The organism is Pseudomonas sp., from assembly GCF_002796985.1.
In the GTDB taxonomy this organism is placed as follows: domain Bacteria; phylum Pseudomonadota; class Gammaproteobacteria; order Pseudomonadales; family Pseudomonadaceae; genus Pseudomonas.
The window spans coordinates 55,879-73,063 of record NZ_PEKX01000008.1 but is presented as its reverse complement, the minus strand read 5'-3'; the positions used below and the strand labels follow the sequence as shown (position 1 = coordinate 73,063).

The following is a 17,185-nucleotide window of genomic DNA, read 5'->3' as shown; positions in this document are numbered from 1 at the left end:
TGATCCCCCAGCCTAAGACCGGCCCGAGAACCTCGACAATCCGATGCCCGCCGAACCCAACCTAAGTTTGCCCTGGCCCGGCGCCAAGCCACTGCCGGACACCTTCTTCAACCGCGATGCGCTGACCGTCGCCCGCGAGCTGCTGGGCAAGGTGATTCGCCACCGGGTCGGCGAGCTCTGGCTGTCGGCGCGGATCATCGAGACCGAGGCCTACTATCTTGCCGAAAAAGGCAGCCACGCCTCGCTGGGCTACACCGAGAAGCGCAAGGCGTTGTTCCTTGATGGCGGCCACATCTACATGTATTACGCACGCGGCGGCGACTCGTTGAACTTCAGCGCCGGCGGCGCGGGCAATGCGGTACTGATCAAGTCCGGCCACCCCTGGCTCGATCGCATCTCTGGCGATGCCGCCCTGGCCTGCATGCGCCAGCTCAACCCTGCCGCCGATGGCAGCGAGCGCCCGCTGGGCAAACTGTGCTCCGGCCAGACCCTGCTCTGCCGCTCGATGGGGCTGAAGGTGCCAGACTGGGACGCCCAGCGCTTCGACCCGCAGCGCCTGTTCGCCGACGACATCGGCGAGCGCCCCTCGCAAGTCATCCAGGCCGCGCGCCTGGGAATCCCCCACGGCCGCGACGAGCACCTGCCATACCGCTTCGTCGATGCCGCCTTCGCCCCCTTCTGCACGCGCAACCCACTGCGCCGCGGACAGGTCGAAGGCCACGACTACCACCTGCTCGGAACCCAGGACGCAACCTTCCGATGATCGATCTCGCTGCCTTCAACGCCTGGATGGCCACCCATCCGCAATGGCTCGCCCTGGTCCTGTTCCTGGTCGCCTTCCTCGAATGCGCCGCCATCGTCGGCATCCTCCTGCCCGGCGTGGTGATGCTCTTCGCCATTGCCGTGCTGGCCGGCAGCGGCATCCTGGGCCTGGGGGAAACCCTGGCGCTGGCGTTCTTCGGCGGCCTGCTGGGCGATATCTCGTCCTACTGGATCGGCCGCCACTTCCACCAGGACATCCGCCGCCTGCCGGTGCTGCGTCACCATCCGGAATGGATGGCCGCCGCCGAAGGCTTCTTCCACCGCTACGGCGTCGCCAGCCTGCTGGTGGGCCGTTTCATCGGCGCGCTGCGGCCCTTCCTGCCGATGATCGCCGGCATGCTCGACATGCCCTTCGGGCGCTTCCTGGCAGTCTCCATCGTGGCCGCCGCCGGCTGGTCGATCGCCTACCTGGTGCCCGGCTGGGCCACTGGCGCGGCCATGCGCCTGCCGCTGCCGGAGGGCTTCTGGCCGGAGGCCGGGGTGGTCGCGGTGTGTATCGCGGTGGTGTTCACGCTGATCATCCACGCCGAGCTGCGCAAAGAGCGCAACGCCGCGCTGATCGGCGCCATCGGCTGTTTTGCCCTGTTGATCGGCATGCTGATCGGCTGGCCGCACCTGGATGCCCTGGACAAGGGCCTGATGGCGCTGGTGCAGGAACACCGCCGCGCCTGGCTGGACGATGTGATGGTGGCCGTTACCCGTATCGGCGATTTCCGCACCCAGTTCATTGCCGGCGCGCTGCTGGCGGTGCTGCTGGCCGCGCTGCGACTGTGGCGCCACGCCTTCTTCGCCGCCGGCACCATGGTCGGCACCGCGCTGCTCAACACCGCACTCAAGCATCTGTTCAACCGCGCCCGCCCGGAAGTGATCGCCGACCCGCTGTCCACCTTCAGCATGCCCAGCGGGCACGCCTCGGCGTCCTTCGCCTTCTTCCTGGTGCTCGGCGTATTGGCCAGCCGGGAGAAGTCCCCACGCGTGCGCCTGACCTGGATGTTGCTGGCGGTCATCCCCGCCGCCAGCATCGCGCTGTCCCGCGTGTACCTGGGCGCCCATTGGCCCAGCGATATCATCGCCGGCGCCCTGCTCGGCGCTTCGGTGTGCGCTGCCAGCCTGTGGATAAGCCAGCGCCGCAGCGAGCTGCCGGCCCTGGCGCCGCGTATCTGGTGGAGCCTGCTGCCGACCGCCATGGTGCTACTGGCGGTGGCCAGCGCCTGGGGCCTGTCGGCGGCGATCCACCGCTACACGCCGCTCTGAGTCAGCTCCAGGGGCGCTCGCGCATCAGCTCCGCGCAGCGCAACTGGACGAACTCGCGCAACTGGGCCACCGCCTGGCTGAGCTGGGCGCGATGGGTACAGAACAGGTTCATCGGCGTGGCTTCACCCAGGTAGTCCGCCAGCGCCACCTCCAGGCGACCGGCGCGCACGTCGGCCGCTACGTCCAGCCAGGACTTGTACACCAGCCCCTGCCCCGCCACGGCCCAGCGCCGCACCACGTCGGCATCGTCGCAAAGGCGGTCGCCGCGTACCGTCACCTCGTGCTGCTTGCGGCTGTCGCTGAAGCGCCAGCGCTCGTGGGCGCGCCCTCCCAGCATGTACAGCAGGCAGTTGTGCCGCTGCAGTTCGTCCGGGTGCTGCGGCTTGCCGTGACGGGCGAAATACTCCGGCGCGGCGCAGAGCACGCGGCGGTTGTCCGGCGCCAGCGGTAGCGCCACCAGGTTCGAATCACCGGGCAGGCCGAGGCGGAAGGCCACATCCACCGGCTGCCGGTAGAGATCGGCCTGGCGGTCGCTGATCAGCAGGCGCAAGTTCATCCGCGGGTGCAGCGCCTGGAATTCGTCGAGCCAGGGCAACAGCACGTTGCGGCCGAAGTCCGACGGTGCCGAGACCTGGAAGTTGCCGGCAATCTCGCTCTTGCCGCCGGCCAGCAGTTGGCGGCCGTCATCGAGGCTCTGCAAGGCAGCGCGGGCGTGGGCCAAGTACAGCTCGCCCTCGGCGGTCAGGCGCAGGCTGCGGGTGGAGCGGGCGAACAGGCGAACATCCAGCTCGCTTTCCAGGCGCTTGAGCGCCGCGCTGGCCACTGCCGGCGACAGTTCCAGCTCACGGGCGGCGGCGGAGAGGCTGCCGCGCTCGGCGGTGCGGACGAATATCTGCAGGTCGTCGAAACGCAGCATTTTCAAAATTCCTTTGAAAGAGACTCTCTACTTACGCGGTTTTTCTTCCAGGCGAAAGAGAGCAGCATGCCTTCACCCTCCCCGCCCCTACTGGAGATATCCGGATGAGCCTGACCCTGATCGCCATCATTCGCGCCAAGCCCGGCCGCGCCGACAGCCTGCAGCAGCACCTGCACGGCATGCTCGCGCCCTCCCGCGCCGAGGCCGGCTGCCTGCAATACGACCTGCACCGCGATATCAAGGACGCCGAGCTGATCTACATGATCGAGCAATGGCAGAGCGAGGAAGCGCTGGCCGAGCATGAGGCCAGCCCGCATTTCCAGGCCTTCGTGAAGGCTGCCGAACCCGACCTGGCGGAACTCGACATCCGCCTGATGAACCGCATCGATTGATCAAGGAATACCCATGAAAGCCATCGGCTACACCCAGAACCTGCCCAGCAGCGATGCCAACTCCCTGCTCGACATCCAGCTGCCCGACCCCGTTCCCGGCCCGCGCGACCTGCTGGTCGAAGTGCGCGCCATCTCCGTCAACCCGGTGGACACCAAGGTGCGCCAGCGCGCCCAGCCCGCCGAAGGCCAGCACAAGGTGCTCGGCTGGGACGCCGCCGGCGTGGTTCGCGCGGTGGGTAACGAAGTCAGCCTGTTCAAGCCGGGCGACAAGGTCTGGTACGCCGGCGACCTGACCCGCCCCGGCAGCAACGCCGAGCTGCAACTGGTGGACGAGCGCATCGTCGGGCCGATGCCGCAGAGCCTGGACTTCGCCCACGCCGCCGCATTGCCGCTGACCACCATCACCGCCTGGGAACTGCTGTTCGACCGTCTGCAGGTGGCCGAGGGCAACGCCAGCGCCGGCCAGAGCCTGCTGATCGTCGGCGCCGCCGGCGGTGTCGGCTCGATCCTCACCCAGCTGGCGCGCCAGCTCACTGGCCTGACCGTGATCGGCACCGCGTCGCGCCCGGAAACCCAGGAATGGGTGCGCAACCTCGGCGCGCACCACGTGATCGACCACCGCCAGCCGCTGAGCGAGGAACTCAAGCGCATTGGCGTCGGCGAAGTCACCCACGTGGCCAGCCTGAACCAGACCGAGCAGCACCTGCCGGAAATCGTCGCCAGCCTGCGCCCGCAAGGCCGCCTGGCGCTGATCGACGACCCGGAGAACCTCGACGTGCGCCTGCTCAAGCAGAAGAGCCTGTCGCTGCACTGGGAGTTCATGTACACCCGCTCGATGTTCCAGACCGACGACATGATCGAGCAGCACAAGCTGCTGCAGCGCGTGGCCGGGCTGATTGACAGCGGTGTGCTGAAAACCACCCTGGGCGAACACTTCGGCAGGATCGACGCCGCCAACCTGCGCCGCGCCCACGCGCTGCTGGAAAGCAACACGGCCAAGGGCAAGATCGTGCTGGAAGGGTTCTGATCCGAGGCTTCCATTTTGGCGTAGGGCGCATAACGCCTGGGGCGTTATCCGCCGCAGTGGCGGATAACCCATGCCGGGTTATGCGCCCCACGGGGGTTTGGCGTTCGGGAAAAGTACCAGTGTGCGGTGGTTCGCGAGCAAGCTCGCTCCTACGAAAAGCCACTCCGATGCGTCCGGCAACCTGTAGGAGCGAGCTTGCTCGCGAAGCCCATCCGGCTCAGTCGGCGCCCTTCGCGCCGGCCAGCAACCGGCAGAGCTTTTCGGTGGCGCCGAGCATCGCAAAACTCGGTTTCTCCAGGTTGCGGTCCGGCACCACCCAGAGCTGCTTGAGCCGCGTGGCGCTGAGCTGTTGCATGCCGGCCCAGCCGCGCAGTTGCTCTTCGCTGGCCGCCAGGATTACCTGCGGATCGCGGGCCAATACGGCCTCCTGGCCAACCTGCGGCGCCGGCAAATCGAGATCGGCGAACAAGTTGCGGCCGCCGCAGACCTCCAGCGCCTCGCTGATGATCTGCCGCCCGCCCACGGTGTAGAGCGGGCGATCCCACACCTGGTAGAACACCCTGAGCGGCGGTTCGCGCCGGTACTGCGCACGGAGCTTCGCCATGCGTGTATCAAACGCTTCCGCCAGCTCACGCCCCTTCTCCGCCCGCCCCAGGCGCTCGCCCAGTTCACGGAACTGCCGGGAGATATCGTCCAGGCGATGCGGGTCGGCCACATAGACCGGGATGCCCACGGCCTTCAGGCGTTGTAGCTGCGCTTCGGGCACGGCGCCGGGCCAGACCAGCAGCAGGTCGGGCTGCAGGGCAAGAATCTGTTCGAGGTTGACCTGGCCATAACGCCCGACGGACGGCAAGCCTCTCAGCTCCTCCGCACGCGGCCCGCCATCGAGCAGGCCGGCCAGTCGGTCGGCGGCGCCCAGTTCGAGGACCATGTCGGTGAGCGAGGGCGCCAGGCTGACCACCCGCTCCGCCGCCACCGCGGGCAAACCGGCGAGCAGCAGGAGCAGACAGAAGAAGTGGCGCATCAGGCCAGTTGGCGTGGCAGGCGATAGAGCCAGAGGATGACCAGGCTGGCGAAGCCCAGCAGCAGAACCGGCACGCCGTGCAGGTCGACCAGCACCGCCAGGGCGCCGATCCAGGCCGGCAGGCTGCCAACCAGCGCGCCACGGCGCTGCACAGCGCCCAGCGCCTGCCAGGCGGCAGGTTCATCCGCGCTGTCACGGGCCTTGCCGGTGGCGATCAGCGCGTGCTTGTAGCGACGGAACAGCGGCAGGGTGAGGAACATCGACAGCAGGCCGACAACGAACACCGGCGTGGCCAGCGTGTCGGACCAGGGCGCATCGCCCACCAGCGCCAGCATCAGGTGCTGCGGCGCCAGCGCAAGCGCCAGCAGCAGCCACCAGATCAGATTCAGCCGGCGCCGGGCAGCGGCGCGGTTCACGAAGCGGATGCCTCGGCCTCGGCTTCGCCCTGATGCATGTTGCCCAGCATATGGCCCAGCTTGCCTGCCTTGGTCTGCAGGTAACGCTTGTTGTGCGGGTTCAGGCCCTTCTGCAGCGGCACGCGCTCGGCGACGGTCAGGCCGTAGCCTTCCAGCGCCTTCACCTTGCGCGGGTTGTTGGTCATCAGCCTCAGCGAGCAGACGCCCAGGTGCTTGAGCATTGGCAGGCACATGGCGTAGTCACGCTGGTCGGCGCCGAACCCCAGGGCCAGGTTGGCCTCCACGGTATCGGCTCCCTCGTCCTGCAGGGCGTAGGCGCGGATCTTGTTGATCAGGCCAATGCCACGGCCCTCCTGACGCAGGTACAGCAGGACGCCGCGACCTTCCTTGGCGATGGCCGAAAGCGCGCCCTCGAGCTGGAAACCGCAGTCGCAGCGCAGGCTGAACAGCGCATCGCCAGTGAGGCACTCGGAATGCAGACGCCCCAGCACTGGCTGGCCGTCATCGAGCTTGCCCATGGTCAGCGCAACATGTTCCTTGCCGGTTTCCTCATCGAGGAAGCCATGCATGGTGAACTCGCCGAAGGGGGTGGGCAGCTTGGAGGCGGCGACGAAAACGACAGACACCGGAAACTCCTGAAAGATTTATCTAAGGAAGGAGGACCGGCATTGTAACAGCAGCGCCGGCCGCACCGTCATTGCGAATTCTGCAAGATAAGCATCGATGCTTTTGATAGAAGCCACGAGCTCAGTGCTTGGCCTGGATGTACATCATGCCCTGGTCTTCGCGCCAGCCAACGCGGTTGAGGTAGCTCATGCCGAGCAGGATCTCGGTGGGGAACTCACCTTCGAGCACCACGGCCTCGACTCCCAGCACCTCGACACCGCCGAGCTTCACGCTGTTGAGGGTGACCCGCCAGCCCTTGGCGGTGCCGCTGGCGGTGGACGCCATCATCGGCGTACCGCCAACGCGGTAATCGATGCCCAGGCGCCGGGCCTGGCCCTCGTTCATCGCCACCGAGGTAGCGCCGGTGTCCACCAGGAACTGCGCGCTCTGGTTGTTGATGGTGCCGGCCACCCAGTAATGGCCGCCGTTGCCACGGGCAATGCCCATTTCGGTACGAGCCGAAGGAGCGGCATAGCCGGCACCGCTGTATTCGCGGGAGAGTTCATAGGTCTGCTCGACCCCGTCCACGCGCAGCACGGCCTTGTGGCTGTCCGCGCTGACCACCTGGACGCCTCCCGGGCCGGTCTGGCCGACCTTCACCAGCTTGCGCTGGCCATCGATGCTGAGCACTGCGGCGCCGGGGAACAAACCGACCACCCGCACCTGAGGAGCCGCCATGGCAGCGAGGGAGCAGAGGGACAGGCAGATCAGGGCAGACAGGCGCATGACGATCACTCCTTGGGCGGCAGCAGCGGTTTCAGCGGGGCGTAGGGCCAGTGCCAGCGGGCGAAGAGGCGTTCCAGCTCGCCGCTGCGGTAGAGCTCCTGCATGCGCGAATCATAGAGTTTCGCCAGCGCCCGCCCACGCTCATTGTTGGCGAAGCCAAGATACAGCGGAATCGAGCCGACATCGGTGATGCGGTAGACGCTGGCGTCGACGCCCCTGGCCGCGATCATCTCCTCCAGCTCCGGGCGGGCATCGATGAAATAGTCGATGCGATGGCCGTCGAGCATCGGCAGCGCCGAACTGCGCCGCTGCAGTTCATTGCGCTGCTTGAGCTGGTCGAGATAGCGGTCGAAGGCGTAACCGCGCATCCACGCCAGGCGGTAGCGGTCCAGCGTGGCCAATGTCGGTTGCGGCGATGTCTTCAGGCCCAGCACGCCGATCGGATCGACGTCATAAGGCCAGTGCGGGTAGATGATGTTGTCGATTTCATGGCGATAAGAGCCGACCCATGCATCGGCCTCGCCGCGCTGCACCAGGCCCACCGAGCGCACGTAAGGCTCGCTGCGCAGACTCAGGCGGACGCCTTGCGGCTCGTAGATCGCTCGCAGCAGGTCCCAGGCCAGGCCTCGGCCGTCGGCCTGCGTGTAATTGACCCAGACCTCGCTGACGACACGGATCTCGCCTGGAGTACCGACGGCCCTTTCAGACGCCCAGGCCGACAGGGAGCACAGGCAGAGGAGCAGGCACAGCAGTCGGCGCATCGATCTTCCTCAGATCAGCCAGTGGGCCCAACCCCATGTCAGGCCTTGCATCACCAGCCAGGCGAATACACCGGCCAGCACGTCATCCAGCATGATGCCCACGCCACCGTGGACGTTGCGGTCAATCCAGCTGATCGGCCAGGGCTTGGCAATGTCGATGACACGGAACACCAGGAAACCGACCAGCAGCCACCACCAGCCTTCGGGCACCAGCCAGAGGGTGATCCACATGCCGACCATCTCGTCCCAGACGATCCCCTCGTGGTCATGCACGCGCAGATCATCGGCCACCTTGCCGCACAGCCAGAAGCCGAACAGCATGGTGATGCCCAGCATCAGCCAGTAACCCCAATCCGGCAGCATCTGCCAGAGTGGTATGAAGGGTAGCGCAACCAGCGAACCCCAGGTGCCCGGGGCCTTGGGCAGGGTGCCCGAGCCGAAGCCGAAGGCCAGGAAATGCCAGGGATTGCGCCATACCGAATGCGGCACGGGTTGGGCCGGGGCCTGGTTGGGGTGTTCTGTCACGGTCACTCCATGAAATGCAGATAGCCGCCCTGACGCGGCGTGATGTCGGCGCCGGCGCCATCGAGCACGCGGACGCCCGAACCGGCTTCCACCCTACCGACCACGCGCAGGGCCGGCCAGTTCGCCGCAAGTGCCGGCAAGTGCTGCGGTGGCAGCGTAAAGGCCAGCACATAGTCGTCGCCGGCACCCAGCTTGAGCTGCAGCGCGCGCTCGGCGCCCAGCAGTGCTTCCAGCGCAGGACTGGCGGGTAGTTTGTCGGCTTCGACGATAAGCGCCACACCCGAGGCGCGGGCGATGTGCCCACAGTCGGCGAGCAGCCCGTCGGAAATATCCAGCGCCGCCGTGGCCTTGCCGCGCAGCGCCTGACCGAAATCCAGCTGCGGTTGCGGCGACCAATAGCGCGCCAGCAGCGGCTCGGCGACAGCCGGCTCGGCGGTCACTTCGCCCAACACCAGCGGCAACGCCCCGCCGGCCTCGCCCAGCGGACCGCCGACGCAGAGCAGGTCACCCGGTCGCGCACCGCCGCGAGTCAGCGCCTGCCCGGCAGGCACGCCGCCGAACACAGTGACGGTCATCGCCAGCGGGCCACGGGTGGTATCGCCACCGATCAGCGCCAGCGCGCATTCCTGCGCCTTCTGGTTCAAACCACGGGCGAAACCCTCCAGCCAGGCCGGGTCGGCCTCGGGCAGGGTCAGGGCGAGGGTGAAACCGATGGGCGCTGCGCCCATGGCCGCCAGGTCGCTGGCAGAGACCGCCAGGGCCCGCTGGCCAAGCAGGAAGGGATCGCAGACGGCCGGGAAATGCACGCCAACGACCAGGGTATCGGTGGAAATCGCCAGCTGTTCGCCGGGTTTGGAAGCAAGAAGCGCGCAGTCATCGCCGATCCCCAGGACCACTGCCTCGCCGCCGGCCGCACAGGCGGCCGAGGCGAAGTAGCGACGGATCAGCTCGAACTCACCCATGCCTCAGCGCTTGGCGCCACGCAGTTCGGCGGCGCGCAGGCGCGGAGCGAGCTTGTCCAGCACGCCGTTGACGAACTTGTGCCCGTCGGTGGCGCCGAAGGTCTTGGCCAGCTCGATACCTTCGTTGATGACGACCTTGTACGGCACGTCCAGGCGGTTGCGCATCTCGTAGGTGGACAGGCGCAGGATCGCCAGTTCCACCGGGTCGATCTCTTCCAGCGGGCGGTCCAGGCAAGGAGTGAACTCCTGGTCCAGGTCGCTTTTCAGGCGCGGCACGCCGTGCAGGATCTCGTGGAAGTAGGCGCCGTCGACATCGCTGAAATCGTTGTCGGTACGGAAGGTCGCCTCGATCTCGTTGAGCGGCTGACCCGCCATCTGCCAGGAATACAGGGCCTGCACCGCGAGGCTGCGGGCCTTGCGACGCATGGCGATCTTGTTCGGCTTGGCGGGCTTTGCGGGCTTGTTGTCCGGAGTGTTGTTGCCGTCCTGGGTGCTCACTTGGCCTCCAGCTGCGACAGCAGGCTCACCATTTCCAGGGCGGACAGGGCAGCTTCAGCGCCTTTGTTGCCGGCCTTGGTGCCGGAGCGCTCGATGGCTTGTTCGATGGAGTCGACCGTCAGCACGCCGAAGGCAACCGGCACGCCGAACTGCAGGGAAACCTGAGCCAGGCCCTTGGTGCACTCACCCGCTACGTATTCGAAGTGCGGGGTGCCGCCACGGATCACCGCGCCGAGGGCGATGATGGCGTCGAACTCACCACGCTGGGCGACTTTCTGCGCCACCAGCGGGATTTCGAAGGCGCCCGGAGCGCGGATCACGGTGATGTCGCTCTGGGCGACGCCGTGGCGCACCAGCGCGTCGATGGCGCCTTCCACCAGGCTTTCCACCACGAAGCTGTTGAAGCGGCCAACCACCAGGGCGAAGCGGCCTTTGGGGGCGATGAAGGTACCTTCGATGGTCTTCAGGGTCATGGACAAGTCTCACTGTTAAAGAGCCGGAGCGTCACTGTGGCGCTCCGCAAATAGGGTAGAAGAACGGCACCGCCGTGCCAGGGCACGGCGGCGAGGTTCATTCAGCGGGCAGGTATTCTACAACTTCCAGGTCGAAACCGGATATCGCGTTGAAGCGCATCGGTGCCGACATCAGGCGCATCTTGCGCACCCCCAGGTCGCGCAGAATCTGCGAACCGGCACCCACGGTGCTGTAGGTGGTGGTCGGTTTCTGTACCGGCGCGGCAGTGTTGGTGATCTCGCGGACGTGTGCCAGCAGGTCATCGCCGCCGACCTGGTGGCCCAGCAACAGGACCACACCGGTACCGGCCTCGGCCACCTTGGCCATGGCCGCACGCAGGCTCCAGCGGCCAGCCTGGTTGACCATCAGCAGGTCGCGCAGCGGGTCGGGGTTATGCACGCGCACCAGGGTCGGCTCGTCCGGGCAGACGTTGCCCAGGGTCAGCGCCAGGTGCACGTCGCCCTCCACGGAATCGCGGTAGGTGATCAGCTTGAACTGGCCCAGTTCGGTGTCCAGCGGCTGCTCGGCGAGGCGCTCGACGGTGCGCTCGTGGATCAGGCGGTAGTGGATCAGGTCGGCGATAGTGCCGATCTTGATGCCGTGTTGCTGGGCGAACTCTTCCAGTTCCGGACGACGGGCCATGGTGCCGTCGTCGTTCATGATCTCGCAGATCACGCCGGACGGCTCGAAACCGGCCATGCGCGCCAGGTCGCAGGCCGCTTCGGTGTGACCGGCGCGAGCCAGTACGCCACCGGGCTGCGACATCAGCGGGAAGATGTGGCCCGGGCTGACGATGTCGGCGGCGACCGCGTTCTTCGCGGCCGCAGCCTGCACGGTGCGGGCGCGGTCAGCGGCGGAGATGCCGGTGGTGACGCCTTCGGCGGCCTCGATGGAAACGGTGAACTTGGTGCCGAAGCCGGAACCGTTGCGCTGCACCATCAGCGGGATGCCGAGGCGCTCGCAGCGCTCGCGGGTCATCGGCATGCAGATCAGGCCGCGGGCGAAGCGCGCCATGAAGTTGATGTCTTCGGTGCGGACACACTCGGAGGCGATGATCAGGTCGCCTTCGTTCTCGCGGTCCTCGTCATCCATGAGGATGACCATCTTGCCCTGACGCATGTCGTCGAGCAGTTCTTCAATGCTGTTGAGTGCCATACGGGGACGCGCCTTTTCAGTGTTTGAGGAAGCCGTTTTCGGCCAGGAATGCTTCGCTGATGCCACCCGCGCCAGCAGCGGGTTCCGCCGCCTTGTCGCCGAGCAGCAGGCGCTCCAGGTAACGCGCCAGCAGGTCGACTTCGAGGTTGACCAGGCGACCACCGCGGTAGTCGGCCATGATCGTCTCCTGCACGGTGTGCGGGACGATGGTCAGCTCGAACTCGGCGCCGTTGACCGCGTTCACCGTCAGGCTGGTGCCGTCCACGGTGATCGAGCCCTTGAGCGCGATGTACTTGGCCAGCTCGCGCGGTGCGCGCACGGTGAACTGGATGGCGCGGGCGTTCTCCTCGCGCTTGACGATCTCGCCGACGCCGTCGACGTGGCCGCTGACCAGGTGGCCGCCCAGGCGGGTGGTCGGGGTCAGGGCTTTTTCCAGGTTCACCCGGCTGCCAATCTTGAGTTGTGCGAAGGCGGTGCGCGCCAGGGTCTCGCGGCTGACGTCGGCCCAGAAGCCGTCGCCGGGCAGTTCCACCGCAGTCAGGCAGATGCCGTTGACCGCGATGCTGTCGCCGAGCTTGACGTCGGCGAGGTCGAGCTTGCCGGTCTTCACGTACAGGCGCACGTCACCGCCTTTCGGGGTGATGGCGGCAATGCTGCCGATGGATTCGATTATGCCGGTGAACATGAGGCCTCCCGCACGGCAAAGGCCGGCGAAGCCAACGGGGAAAGATGATGCATGGTGCGAACTCCTGTTTTGGTTAAAAAACAGGGCGTCTCGATCGAAGGGATTTCTCGGGTGCGCGCAGGCACGCCCCAATGGCTCATCCCGTTCTCTCTTCATCCGGACTATGACCGTCGGCCCCGGAATCACACCGGGTCTGCTGACCCTGACCATCCGGCGAACCGGTCTGGACAGGCGCTCGCGGGCTAGACGCATTGCGCGTCATTACCGCCGGTGGGGACTTGCACCCCGCCCTGAGAACGTCAATCGCGGTCGTTACAGCATCGACCGCGTGTGGCGTTTTACCACAGCCGGGAGCAAGTCGGAAGCTTCCTATTGATCCTCCCGGCCCGCCGGCATGACCGGTTTTGCCGCAATCGGCGCGCCGTTACAGCGGGCGCGCGGTGACCAGCCAGTCGTCACCCACGGCGCGGATGTCGACGATCTTCAGCTCGCGGGATTCGCTCATGCGCTCCAGCGGCAGTTCCAGCAGCGGGCGCGCGGCGGAGCCGAGCAGCTTGGGCGCCATGAAGATGCTGTACTCGTCCACCAGCCCGAGGCGGGCAAACGCGCCGGCCAGACGCGGGCCGGCTTCCACCAGCACCTCGTTGACGCCGCGGCGGCCGAGTTCGGCCAGCAGCGCCAGCAGGTCAACCTGGCCGTCGAGGCCGGCAAGGTTCAACAGCTCGTGGCCGACCACACCGTAGTTCGGGTCGTCGCAGGTACTCACCACCAGCGCCGGCCCAGCCTGGAAGAAAGTGGCTGTCAGCGGTACGCGCAGGCGGCCATCGATCAGCACGCGCAGCGGCTGGCGCTGCGCGGCGAGTTCGGTCTGTTCGGTATCCAGGCCCAGCTCGTCCGGACGCACGGTCAGGCGCGCGTCATCGGTCAGCACGGTATCGGCGCCGGAGAGCACCACACTGGATTGCGCGCGCAGACGTTGCACGGCGCGGCGCGCAGCGGGGCCGGTGATCCACTGGCTTTCGCCGCTGGCCATGGCGGTGCGACCGTCCAGGCTCATCGCCAGCTTCACGCGGACGAACGGCAGGCCGGTTTCCATGCGTTTGAGAAAGCCGACGTTGAGTGCGCGGGATTCGTTTTCCAGCACACCGGAACGCACTTCGATGCCGGCGTCGGCAATGCGCTGCATACCGCTGCCGGCGACCTGCGGGTTCGGGTCCTGCATCGCCGCGACCACGCGAGCGAGGCCGGCGCCGATCAGTGCGTCGGCGCAGGGCGGCGTGCGGCCGAAGTGGCTGCAGGGTTCCAGGGTGACGTAGGCGGTGGCGCCACGGGCCTTGTCGCCGGCCTGGCGCAGGGCGTGGACTTCGGCGTGGGGCTCGCCGGCGCGCACGTGCCAGCCTTCACCGACCACCTCGCCGTCGCGGACGATGACGCAGCCAACGCGGGGATTGGGATGGGTCGAGTACCAGCCCTTGCGCGCCAGCTCGATGGCACGGGCCATCCAGACCTCGTCCACGGCATTCATTCTTTCGCCGGCTCGCGGGCCAGGCGCTCGATTTCCTCGCGGAATTCGTTGAGATCCTGGAAGCGCCGATACACCGAGGCGAAGCGGATGTAGGCGACTTCATCGAGTTTCTGCAGCTCGGCCATCACCAGTTCACCCAGCACCCGCGACTTCAGCTCGCGCTCGCCGGTGGCGCGCAACTTGTGCTTGATGTGCGCCATTGCCTCCTCCAGCCGCTCGATGCTCACCGGGCGCTTTTCCAGCGCGCGCTGCATGCCGGCGCGCAGCTTGTCCTCGTCGAAGGGCTGGCGGCTGCCGTCCTGTTTGATCAGGCGCGGCATGACCAGTTCGGCGGTCTCGAAGGTGGTGAAACGCTCGCCGCAAGCCAGGCACTCGCGGCGCCGGCGGACCTGGTCGCCCTCGGCGACCAGGCGCGAATCGATGACTTTGGTGTCGTGGGCGCCGCAGAAAGGACAGTGCATGGCGTGTCTTGGGCAGTCAGAAAGGTAAGGGGCTCATGGTAGCGCATCGTCTGACCGAATAAACCCCGCTCCCCGCAGACAAGCTGCAGGCATTAGGCTATATAGGCGCCCGCCTGGAATTTGCCGCGATGGAGCCCGCCATGTTCGCCCGCCTGCTCTGCCTGTCCCTCACCGTGCTGCTGGCCGCCTGCGCCAGCGAGAAACCCGCGCCGGTTGCCCAACCGGTTGCCGTCTCGAAGAAAACCACTTCCGCGCTGGACGAACCCGTGCCGGCGCACCTGCGCGCCCTCACTGGCCAGCTCAGCAGCTCCCAGGGCTTCCTGCCGGCCGGTAGCGAAGTGGAGCTGGCGCTGCTGGTGATCGACCAGCGCGACCGCCCGCAGCAGTTGCTCTCCAGCGAGAAGATGATCGCCACCGGCCAGGCCCTGCCGTTCCGCGTGGTGTTCAACCCGCAGGCCTTTCCGGCTGGCGCCCGCGTCGAACTGCACGGCCGCGTCTCGCAGTCTGGCCAGTTGGCCTGGCGCCTGCAGCCGGTACGTATCACCCAGCCGGAAACCCGCGCCCTTGGCGAACTACGCCTGGAACGCGCGCCGTGACGCCGCCACTGTCCCTGCAGACAGCGCTCGGTGAACTGCTCGGCGACGCGCGCCTGTCCGCCGAAACCTTGCCCGGCACCGACATCCGCCTCTGGCTGATCGACGCGCAGAACATGGACCGCGAATTCAGCCCCGACGAAACCCGGCGCATCCTTGAAGAACCGCCCTACTGGTGCTTCTGCTGGGCCAGCGGCCTGGTGCTGGCGCACTGGCTGGCCCAGAGGCCCGAGTGGGTGCGCGGCAAGCGCGTGCTGGATTTTGGCGCGGGCTCCGGCATCGCCGCCATCGCCGCCGCCAAGGCCGGCGCCGCAGAGGTGGTGGCCTGCGACCTCGACCCGCTGGCACTGGACGCCTGCCGTGCCAACGCCGAACTGAACGGTGTGGAGCTGAGCTACTCGGCGGACTTCTTCCAGGAGGAAGACCGCTACGACCTGATCATCGTCGCCGACGTACTCTACGACCGCGCCAACCTGCCGCTGCTGGACGAGTTCCTGAGCCGTGGCCGCGAGGCCCTGGTGGCCGACTCGCGGGTGCGCGACTTCAGCCATCCGCAGTACCAGCGCCTGGGGATTCTCGACGGCTGCACCTGGCCGGACCTGGCCGAGCCGGCCGAATTCCGCCACGTCAGCCTGTATCACGCGCGCCGCGGGTGACATCGGCGCATTGGGTGGGGCGATCGCGGACGGAGTCCGCTCCTACGCTCGTTCTTGCGCCGCGCTCACCGGTTACGTAGGAGCGGACTCCGTCCGCGATAGCTTTCCGGCCACACCACAGCCTGGCCGGGCCGGGTTGTTTCCGTTCCAGAGCGCCCCCACTTATAGTGGCAACCACCTTCATCGCCCCACTCGATTCGAGACTCCCCATGAGCGATACGCCCTACATCTTCGACGCCAGCATCGCCAACTTCGATCAGGTCGTCATCGAGAACTCCTTCCACAAACCGGTCCTGGTGGACTTCTGGGCCGACTGGTGCGCCCCGTGCAAGGCGCTGATGCCGCTGCTGGCGCAGATCACCGAGTCGTACCAGGGCGAGCTGCTGCTGGCCAAGGTCAACTGCGACGTCGAGCAGGACATCGTGATGCGCTTCGGCATCCGCAGCCTGCCCACCGTGGTGCTGTTCAAGGACGGCCAGCCGGTGGACGGCTTCGCCGGCGCGCAGCCCGAATCGGCGATCCGCCAGATGCTCGAACAGCACGTACAGCCCCCCGCCCCGGCCGCCGACAACCCGCTGGAGCTGGCGCAGACCGCCTTCAACGAAGGCCGCTTCGCCGAAGCCGAGGCACAACTCAAAGCACTGCTGGGCGAGGACAACAGCAACGCCGCCGCGCTGATCCTCTACGCCCGCTGCCTCGCCGAGCGCGGCGAGCTGGGTGAGGCCGAAACCGTGCTCGGTGCGGTAACCGGTGACGATCACAAGCAGGCACTGGCCGCCGCCAAGGCTCAGCTGACCTTCCTGCGCCAGGCCGAAGGCCTTCCCGACGCCGCCACGCTGAAGACCCGCCTGGCCGCCGACGCCAATGACGACGAGGCCACCTACCAACTGGCGGTGCAGCAACTCGCTCGCCAGCAATACGAAGCCGCGCTGGACGCCCTGCTCAAGCTGTTCGTGCGCAACCGCAGCTACGGCGAGGACCTGCCGCGCAAGACGCTGGTGCAGGTGTTCGACCTGCTGGGCAACGACCATCCGCTGGTGCTCGCCTACCGCCGCAGGCTGGCGAACGTGTTGTACTGATCGCTCCGCCGCCGCGCCTGCGGCGGCAGGATCGACCTTGTAGGAGCGAGTGGGACGCCATCGTTATTGCTCGCGAACCAACCCCCGCAGCGGGGCTGTTCGCGAGCAAGCTCGCTCCTACGGAAAAGCCGTTATTCCCCTTCGACCCAGTTGAAGACCTGCACCCCCTCGCGCACCTCGATCTTCACCTTCGGGCTGTGCCGCAGGCGCACCAGCAGTCCCTTCGCCGCCCCTGAACTCCCCGCCAGCGCCGCCAGCTCATCCAGCAGTTGCGGCCCTTCGCTGCTGCCGCTGCGGCGCAGCAGGTCCTGCGCCGCCAGCCAAAGCTGATCCACCGGTGCGCCCGCTGCCGGCGCCGGCGCCGGCGCCGCAGAAGCCGCAGGAGTCACGGCCGCAACCGGCAGGTTCTGCGCCAGCCGCGCCCAGTCGGCGTCATCCATCTCCACGGTGAGGTCCACCGGCCAGTCGCCGATGGTGCCCTTGATTCTCAGCATCGCCCTTCTCCTCGCAACCTTTCGCGCATGCTCCC

The 17,185-nt window shown here is 67.1% G+C and carries 22 protein-coding genes and 1 riboswitch; of the genes, 7 read left to right on the top strand and 15 right to left on the bottom strand.

The window, feature by feature from the left end; genetic code table 11:
* The first annotated feature begins 43 nt into the window (after positions 1–43).
* Positions 44–763 (top strand): DNA-3-methyladenine glycosylase, encoded by a 720-nt coding sequence (locus CTR55_RS12925; protein ID WP_296286726.1) that lies wholly within the window; start codon positions 44–46, stop codon positions 761–763.
* Complete coding sequence (locus tag CTR55_RS12920) at positions 760–2,076, top strand: bifunctional DedA family/phosphatase PAP2 family protein (RefSeq protein ID WP_296286725.1); 1,317 nt, start codon at positions 760–762, stop codon at positions 2,074–2,076. The genes CTR55_RS12925 and CTR55_RS12920 overlap by 4 nt, the downstream gene beginning before the upstream one ends.
* 1 nt (position 2,077) lies before the next feature.
* Here the strand turns inward: CTR55_RS12920 and CTR55_RS12915 are convergent, their stop codons facing one another.
* Positions 2,078–2,992, bottom strand: a complete 915-nt coding sequence (locus tag CTR55_RS12915) for a LysR family transcriptional regulator (RefSeq protein WP_296286724.1) — start codon at positions 2,990–2,992, stop codon at positions 2,078–2,080.
* A 104-nt stretch (positions 2,993–3,096) separates the two neighbouring features.
* Between CTR55_RS12915 and CTR55_RS12910 the strand changes: the two genes are divergently transcribed.
* Both CTR55_RS12910 and CTR55_RS12905 read left to right on the top strand, forming a co-directional pair.
* On the top strand, positions 3,097–3,384 hold the full coding sequence (locus CTR55_RS12910) for a putative quinol monooxygenase (protein WP_296286723.1): 288 nt from the start codon (positions 3,097–3,099) through the stop codon (positions 3,382–3,384).
* Positions 3,385–3,397: 13 nt separating this feature from the next.
* A complete protein-coding gene (locus CTR55_RS12905; RefSeq protein WP_296286722.1) occupies positions 3,398–4,411 on the top strand; it encodes a zinc-binding alcohol dehydrogenase family protein in 1,014 nt (337 codons plus the stop codon).
* A 217-nt stretch (positions 4,412–4,628) separates the two neighbouring features.
* Here CTR55_RS12905 and CTR55_RS12900 read toward each other — a convergent pair whose 3' ends face one another.
* The 13 genes from CTR55_RS12900 to nrdR form a co-directional block, all read right to left on the bottom strand.
* Positions 4,629–5,435 (bottom strand): cobalamin-binding protein, encoded by an 807-nt coding sequence (locus CTR55_RS12900; protein WP_296286721.1) that lies wholly within the window; start codon positions 5,433–5,435, stop codon positions 4,629–4,631.
* Positions 5,435–5,851 carry an MFS transporter gene (locus tag CTR55_RS12895; protein ID WP_296286720.1) on the bottom strand — a complete coding sequence of 139 codons (417 nt, stop codon included), beginning with the start codon at positions 5,849–5,851 and terminating at the stop codon, positions 5,435–5,437. The genes CTR55_RS12900 and CTR55_RS12895 overlap by 1 nt, the downstream gene beginning before the upstream one ends.
* A complete protein-coding gene (gene ribA, locus CTR55_RS12890) occupies positions 5,848–6,477 on the bottom strand; it encodes a GTP cyclohydrolase II (protein ID WP_296286718.1) in 630 nt (209 codons plus the stop codon). The genes CTR55_RS12895 and ribA overlap by 4 nt, the downstream gene beginning before the upstream one ends.
* 121 nt (positions 6,478–6,598) lie before the next feature.
* A complete protein-coding gene (locus tag CTR55_RS12885) occupies positions 6,599–7,243 on the bottom strand; it encodes a TIGR02281 family clan AA aspartic protease (RefSeq protein WP_296286716.1) in 645 nt (214 codons plus the stop codon).
* A gap of 5 nt (positions 7,244–7,248) precedes the next feature.
* On the bottom strand, positions 7,249–8,004 hold the full coding sequence (locus CTR55_RS12880) for a transporter substrate-binding domain-containing protein (RefSeq protein WP_296286715.1): 756 nt from the start codon (positions 8,002–8,004) through the stop codon (positions 7,249–7,251).
* A 9-nt stretch (positions 8,005–8,013) separates the two neighbouring features.
* Positions 8,014–8,529 carry a phosphatidylglycerophosphatase A gene (locus CTR55_RS12875; RefSeq protein WP_296286714.1) on the bottom strand — a complete coding sequence of 172 codons (516 nt, stop codon included), beginning with the start codon at positions 8,527–8,529 and terminating at the stop codon, positions 8,014–8,016.
* A gap of 2 nt (positions 8,530–8,531) precedes the next feature.
* Complete coding sequence (thiL, locus tag CTR55_RS12870; protein WP_296286713.1) at positions 8,532–9,491, bottom strand: thiamine-phosphate kinase; 960 nt, start codon at positions 9,489–9,491, stop codon at positions 8,532–8,534.
* A gap of 3 nt (positions 9,492–9,494) precedes the next feature.
* Positions 9,495–9,917 (bottom strand): transcription antitermination factor NusB, encoded by a 423-nt coding sequence (gene nusB, locus CTR55_RS12865; RefSeq protein ID WP_296287121.1) that lies wholly within the window; start codon positions 9,915–9,917, stop codon positions 9,495–9,497.
* 68 nt (positions 9,918–9,985) lie between these two features.
* A complete protein-coding gene (ribE, locus tag CTR55_RS12860; protein ID WP_015475395.1) occupies positions 9,986–10,462 on the bottom strand; it encodes a 6,7-dimethyl-8-ribityllumazine synthase in 477 nt (158 codons plus the stop codon).
* Between the two features lie 97 nt (positions 10,463–10,559).
* Entirely contained in the window at positions 10,560–11,657 is a 1,098-nt protein-coding gene (ribBA, locus tag CTR55_RS12855) for a bifunctional 3,4-dihydroxy-2-butanone-4-phosphate synthase/GTP cyclohydrolase II (RefSeq protein ID WP_296286712.1), read from the bottom strand.
* A gap of 16 nt (positions 11,658–11,673) precedes the next feature.
* On the bottom strand, positions 11,674–12,342 hold the full coding sequence (locus CTR55_RS12850) for a riboflavin synthase (protein WP_296286711.1): 669 nt from the start codon (positions 12,340–12,342) through the stop codon (positions 11,674–11,676).
* Positions 12,343–12,481: 139 nt separating this feature from the next.
* Positions 12,482–12,644: riboswitch (FMN riboswitch) on the bottom strand.
* A 122-nt stretch (positions 12,645–12,766) separates the two neighbouring features.
* Positions 12,767–13,867: a bifunctional diaminohydroxyphosphoribosylaminopyrimidine deaminase/5-amino-6-(5-phosphoribosylamino)uracil reductase RibD gene (gene ribD / locus CTR55_RS12845; RefSeq protein WP_296286710.1), complete on the bottom strand. Its 1,101-nt coding sequence runs from the start codon at positions 13,865–13,867 to the stop codon at positions 12,767–12,769.
* Entirely contained in the window at positions 13,864–14,328 is a 465-nt protein-coding gene (gene nrdR, locus CTR55_RS12840) for a transcriptional regulator NrdR (protein ID WP_296286709.1), read from the bottom strand. The genes ribD and nrdR overlap by 4 nt, the downstream gene beginning before the upstream one ends.
* 128 nt (positions 14,329–14,456) lie before the next feature.
* Between nrdR and CTR55_RS12835 the strand changes: the two genes are divergently transcribed.
* The 3 genes from CTR55_RS12835 (at position 14,457) to trxA (ending at position 16,656) form a co-directional block, all read left to right on the top strand.
* On the top strand, positions 14,457–14,924 hold the full coding sequence (locus CTR55_RS12835) for a YbaY family lipoprotein (RefSeq protein ID WP_296286708.1): 468 nt from the start codon (positions 14,457–14,459) through the stop codon (positions 14,922–14,924).
* Positions 14,921–15,577: a 50S ribosomal protein L11 methyltransferase gene (locus CTR55_RS12830; RefSeq protein ID WP_296286707.1), complete on the top strand. Its 657-nt coding sequence runs from the start codon at positions 14,921–14,923 to the stop codon at positions 15,575–15,577. The genes CTR55_RS12835 and CTR55_RS12830 overlap by 4 nt, the downstream gene beginning before the upstream one ends.
* Before the next feature lie 209 nt (positions 15,578–15,786).
* Positions 15,787–16,656: a thioredoxin gene (gene trxA, locus CTR55_RS12825; RefSeq protein WP_296286706.1), complete on the top strand. Its 870-nt coding sequence runs from the start codon at positions 15,787–15,789 to the stop codon at positions 16,654–16,656.
* 131 nt (positions 16,657–16,787) lie between these two features.
* Here trxA and CTR55_RS12820 read toward each other — a convergent pair whose 3' ends face one another.
* Positions 16,788–17,150, bottom strand: coding sequence for a hypothetical protein (locus CTR55_RS12820; RefSeq protein ID WP_296286705.1), 363 nt, complete (start codon positions 17,148–17,150; stop codon positions 16,788–16,790).
* Positions 17,151–17,185 lie beyond the last annotated feature (35 nt).

Coding starts and splice junctions, on each gene's coding strand:
- ribBA (WP_296286712.1), bottom strand. CDS start 11,657: ATGGCACTCAACAGCATTGAAGAACTGCTCGACGACATGCGTCAGGGC.
- ribD (WP_296286710.1), bottom strand. CDS start 13,867: ATGAATGCCGTGGACGAGGTCTGGATGGCCCGTGCCATCGAGCTGGCG.
- thiL (WP_296286713.1), bottom strand. CDS start 9,491: ATGGGTGAGTTCGAGCTGATCCGTCGCTACTTCGCCTCGGCCGCCTGT.
- trxA (WP_296286706.1), top strand. CDS start 15,787: ATGAGCGATACGCCCTACATCTTCGACGCCAGCATCGCCAACTTCGAT.
- CTR55_RS12925 (WP_296286726.1), top strand. CDS start 44: ATGCCCGCCGAACCCAACCTAAGTTTGCCCTGGCCCGGCGCCAAGCCA.
- CTR55_RS12905 (WP_296286722.1), top strand. CDS start 3,398: ATGAAAGCCATCGGCTACACCCAGAACCTGCCCAGCAGCGATGCCAAC.
- CTR55_RS12885 (WP_296286716.1), bottom strand. CDS start 7,243: ATGCGCCTGTCTGCCCTGATCTGCCTGTCCCTCTGCTCCCTCGCTGCC.
- CTR55_RS12900 (WP_296286721.1), bottom strand. CDS start 5,435: ATGCGCCACTTCTTCTGTCTGCTCCTGCTGCTCGCCGGTTTGCCCGCG.
- CTR55_RS12910 (WP_296286723.1), top strand. CDS start 3,097: ATGAGCCTGACCCTGATCGCCATCATTCGCGCCAAGCCCGGCCGCGCC.
- CTR55_RS12920 (WP_296286725.1), top strand. CDS start 760: ATGATCGATCTCGCTGCCTTCAACGCCTGGATGGCCACCCATCCGCAA.
- CTR55_RS12850 (WP_296286711.1), bottom strand. CDS start 12,342: ATGTTCACCGGCATAATCGAATCCATCGGCAGCATTGCCGCCATCACC.
- nusB (WP_296287121.1), bottom strand. CDS start 9,917: ATGCGTCGCAAGGCCCGCAGCCTCGCGGTGCAGGCCCTGTATTCCTGG.
- CTR55_RS12915 (WP_296286724.1), bottom strand. CDS start 2,992: ATGCTGCGTTTCGACGACCTGCAGATATTCGTCCGCACCGCCGAGCGC.
- ribE (WP_015475395.1), bottom strand. CDS start 10,462: ATGACCCTGAAGACCATCGAAGGTACCTTCATCGCCCCCAAAGGCCGC.
- CTR55_RS12835 (WP_296286708.1), top strand. CDS start 14,457: ATGGAGCCCGCCATGTTCGCCCGCCTGCTCTGCCTGTCCCTCACCGTG.
- CTR55_RS12880 (WP_296286715.1), bottom strand. CDS start 8,004: ATGCGCCGACTGCTGTGCCTGCTCCTCTGCCTGTGCTCCCTGTCGGCC.
- nrdR (WP_296286709.1), bottom strand. CDS start 14,328: ATGCACTGTCCTTTCTGCGGCGCCCACGACACCAAAGTCATCGATTCG.
- CTR55_RS12820 (WP_296286705.1), bottom strand. CDS start 17,150: ATGCTGAGAATCAAGGGCACCATCGGCGACTGGCCGGTGGACCTCACC.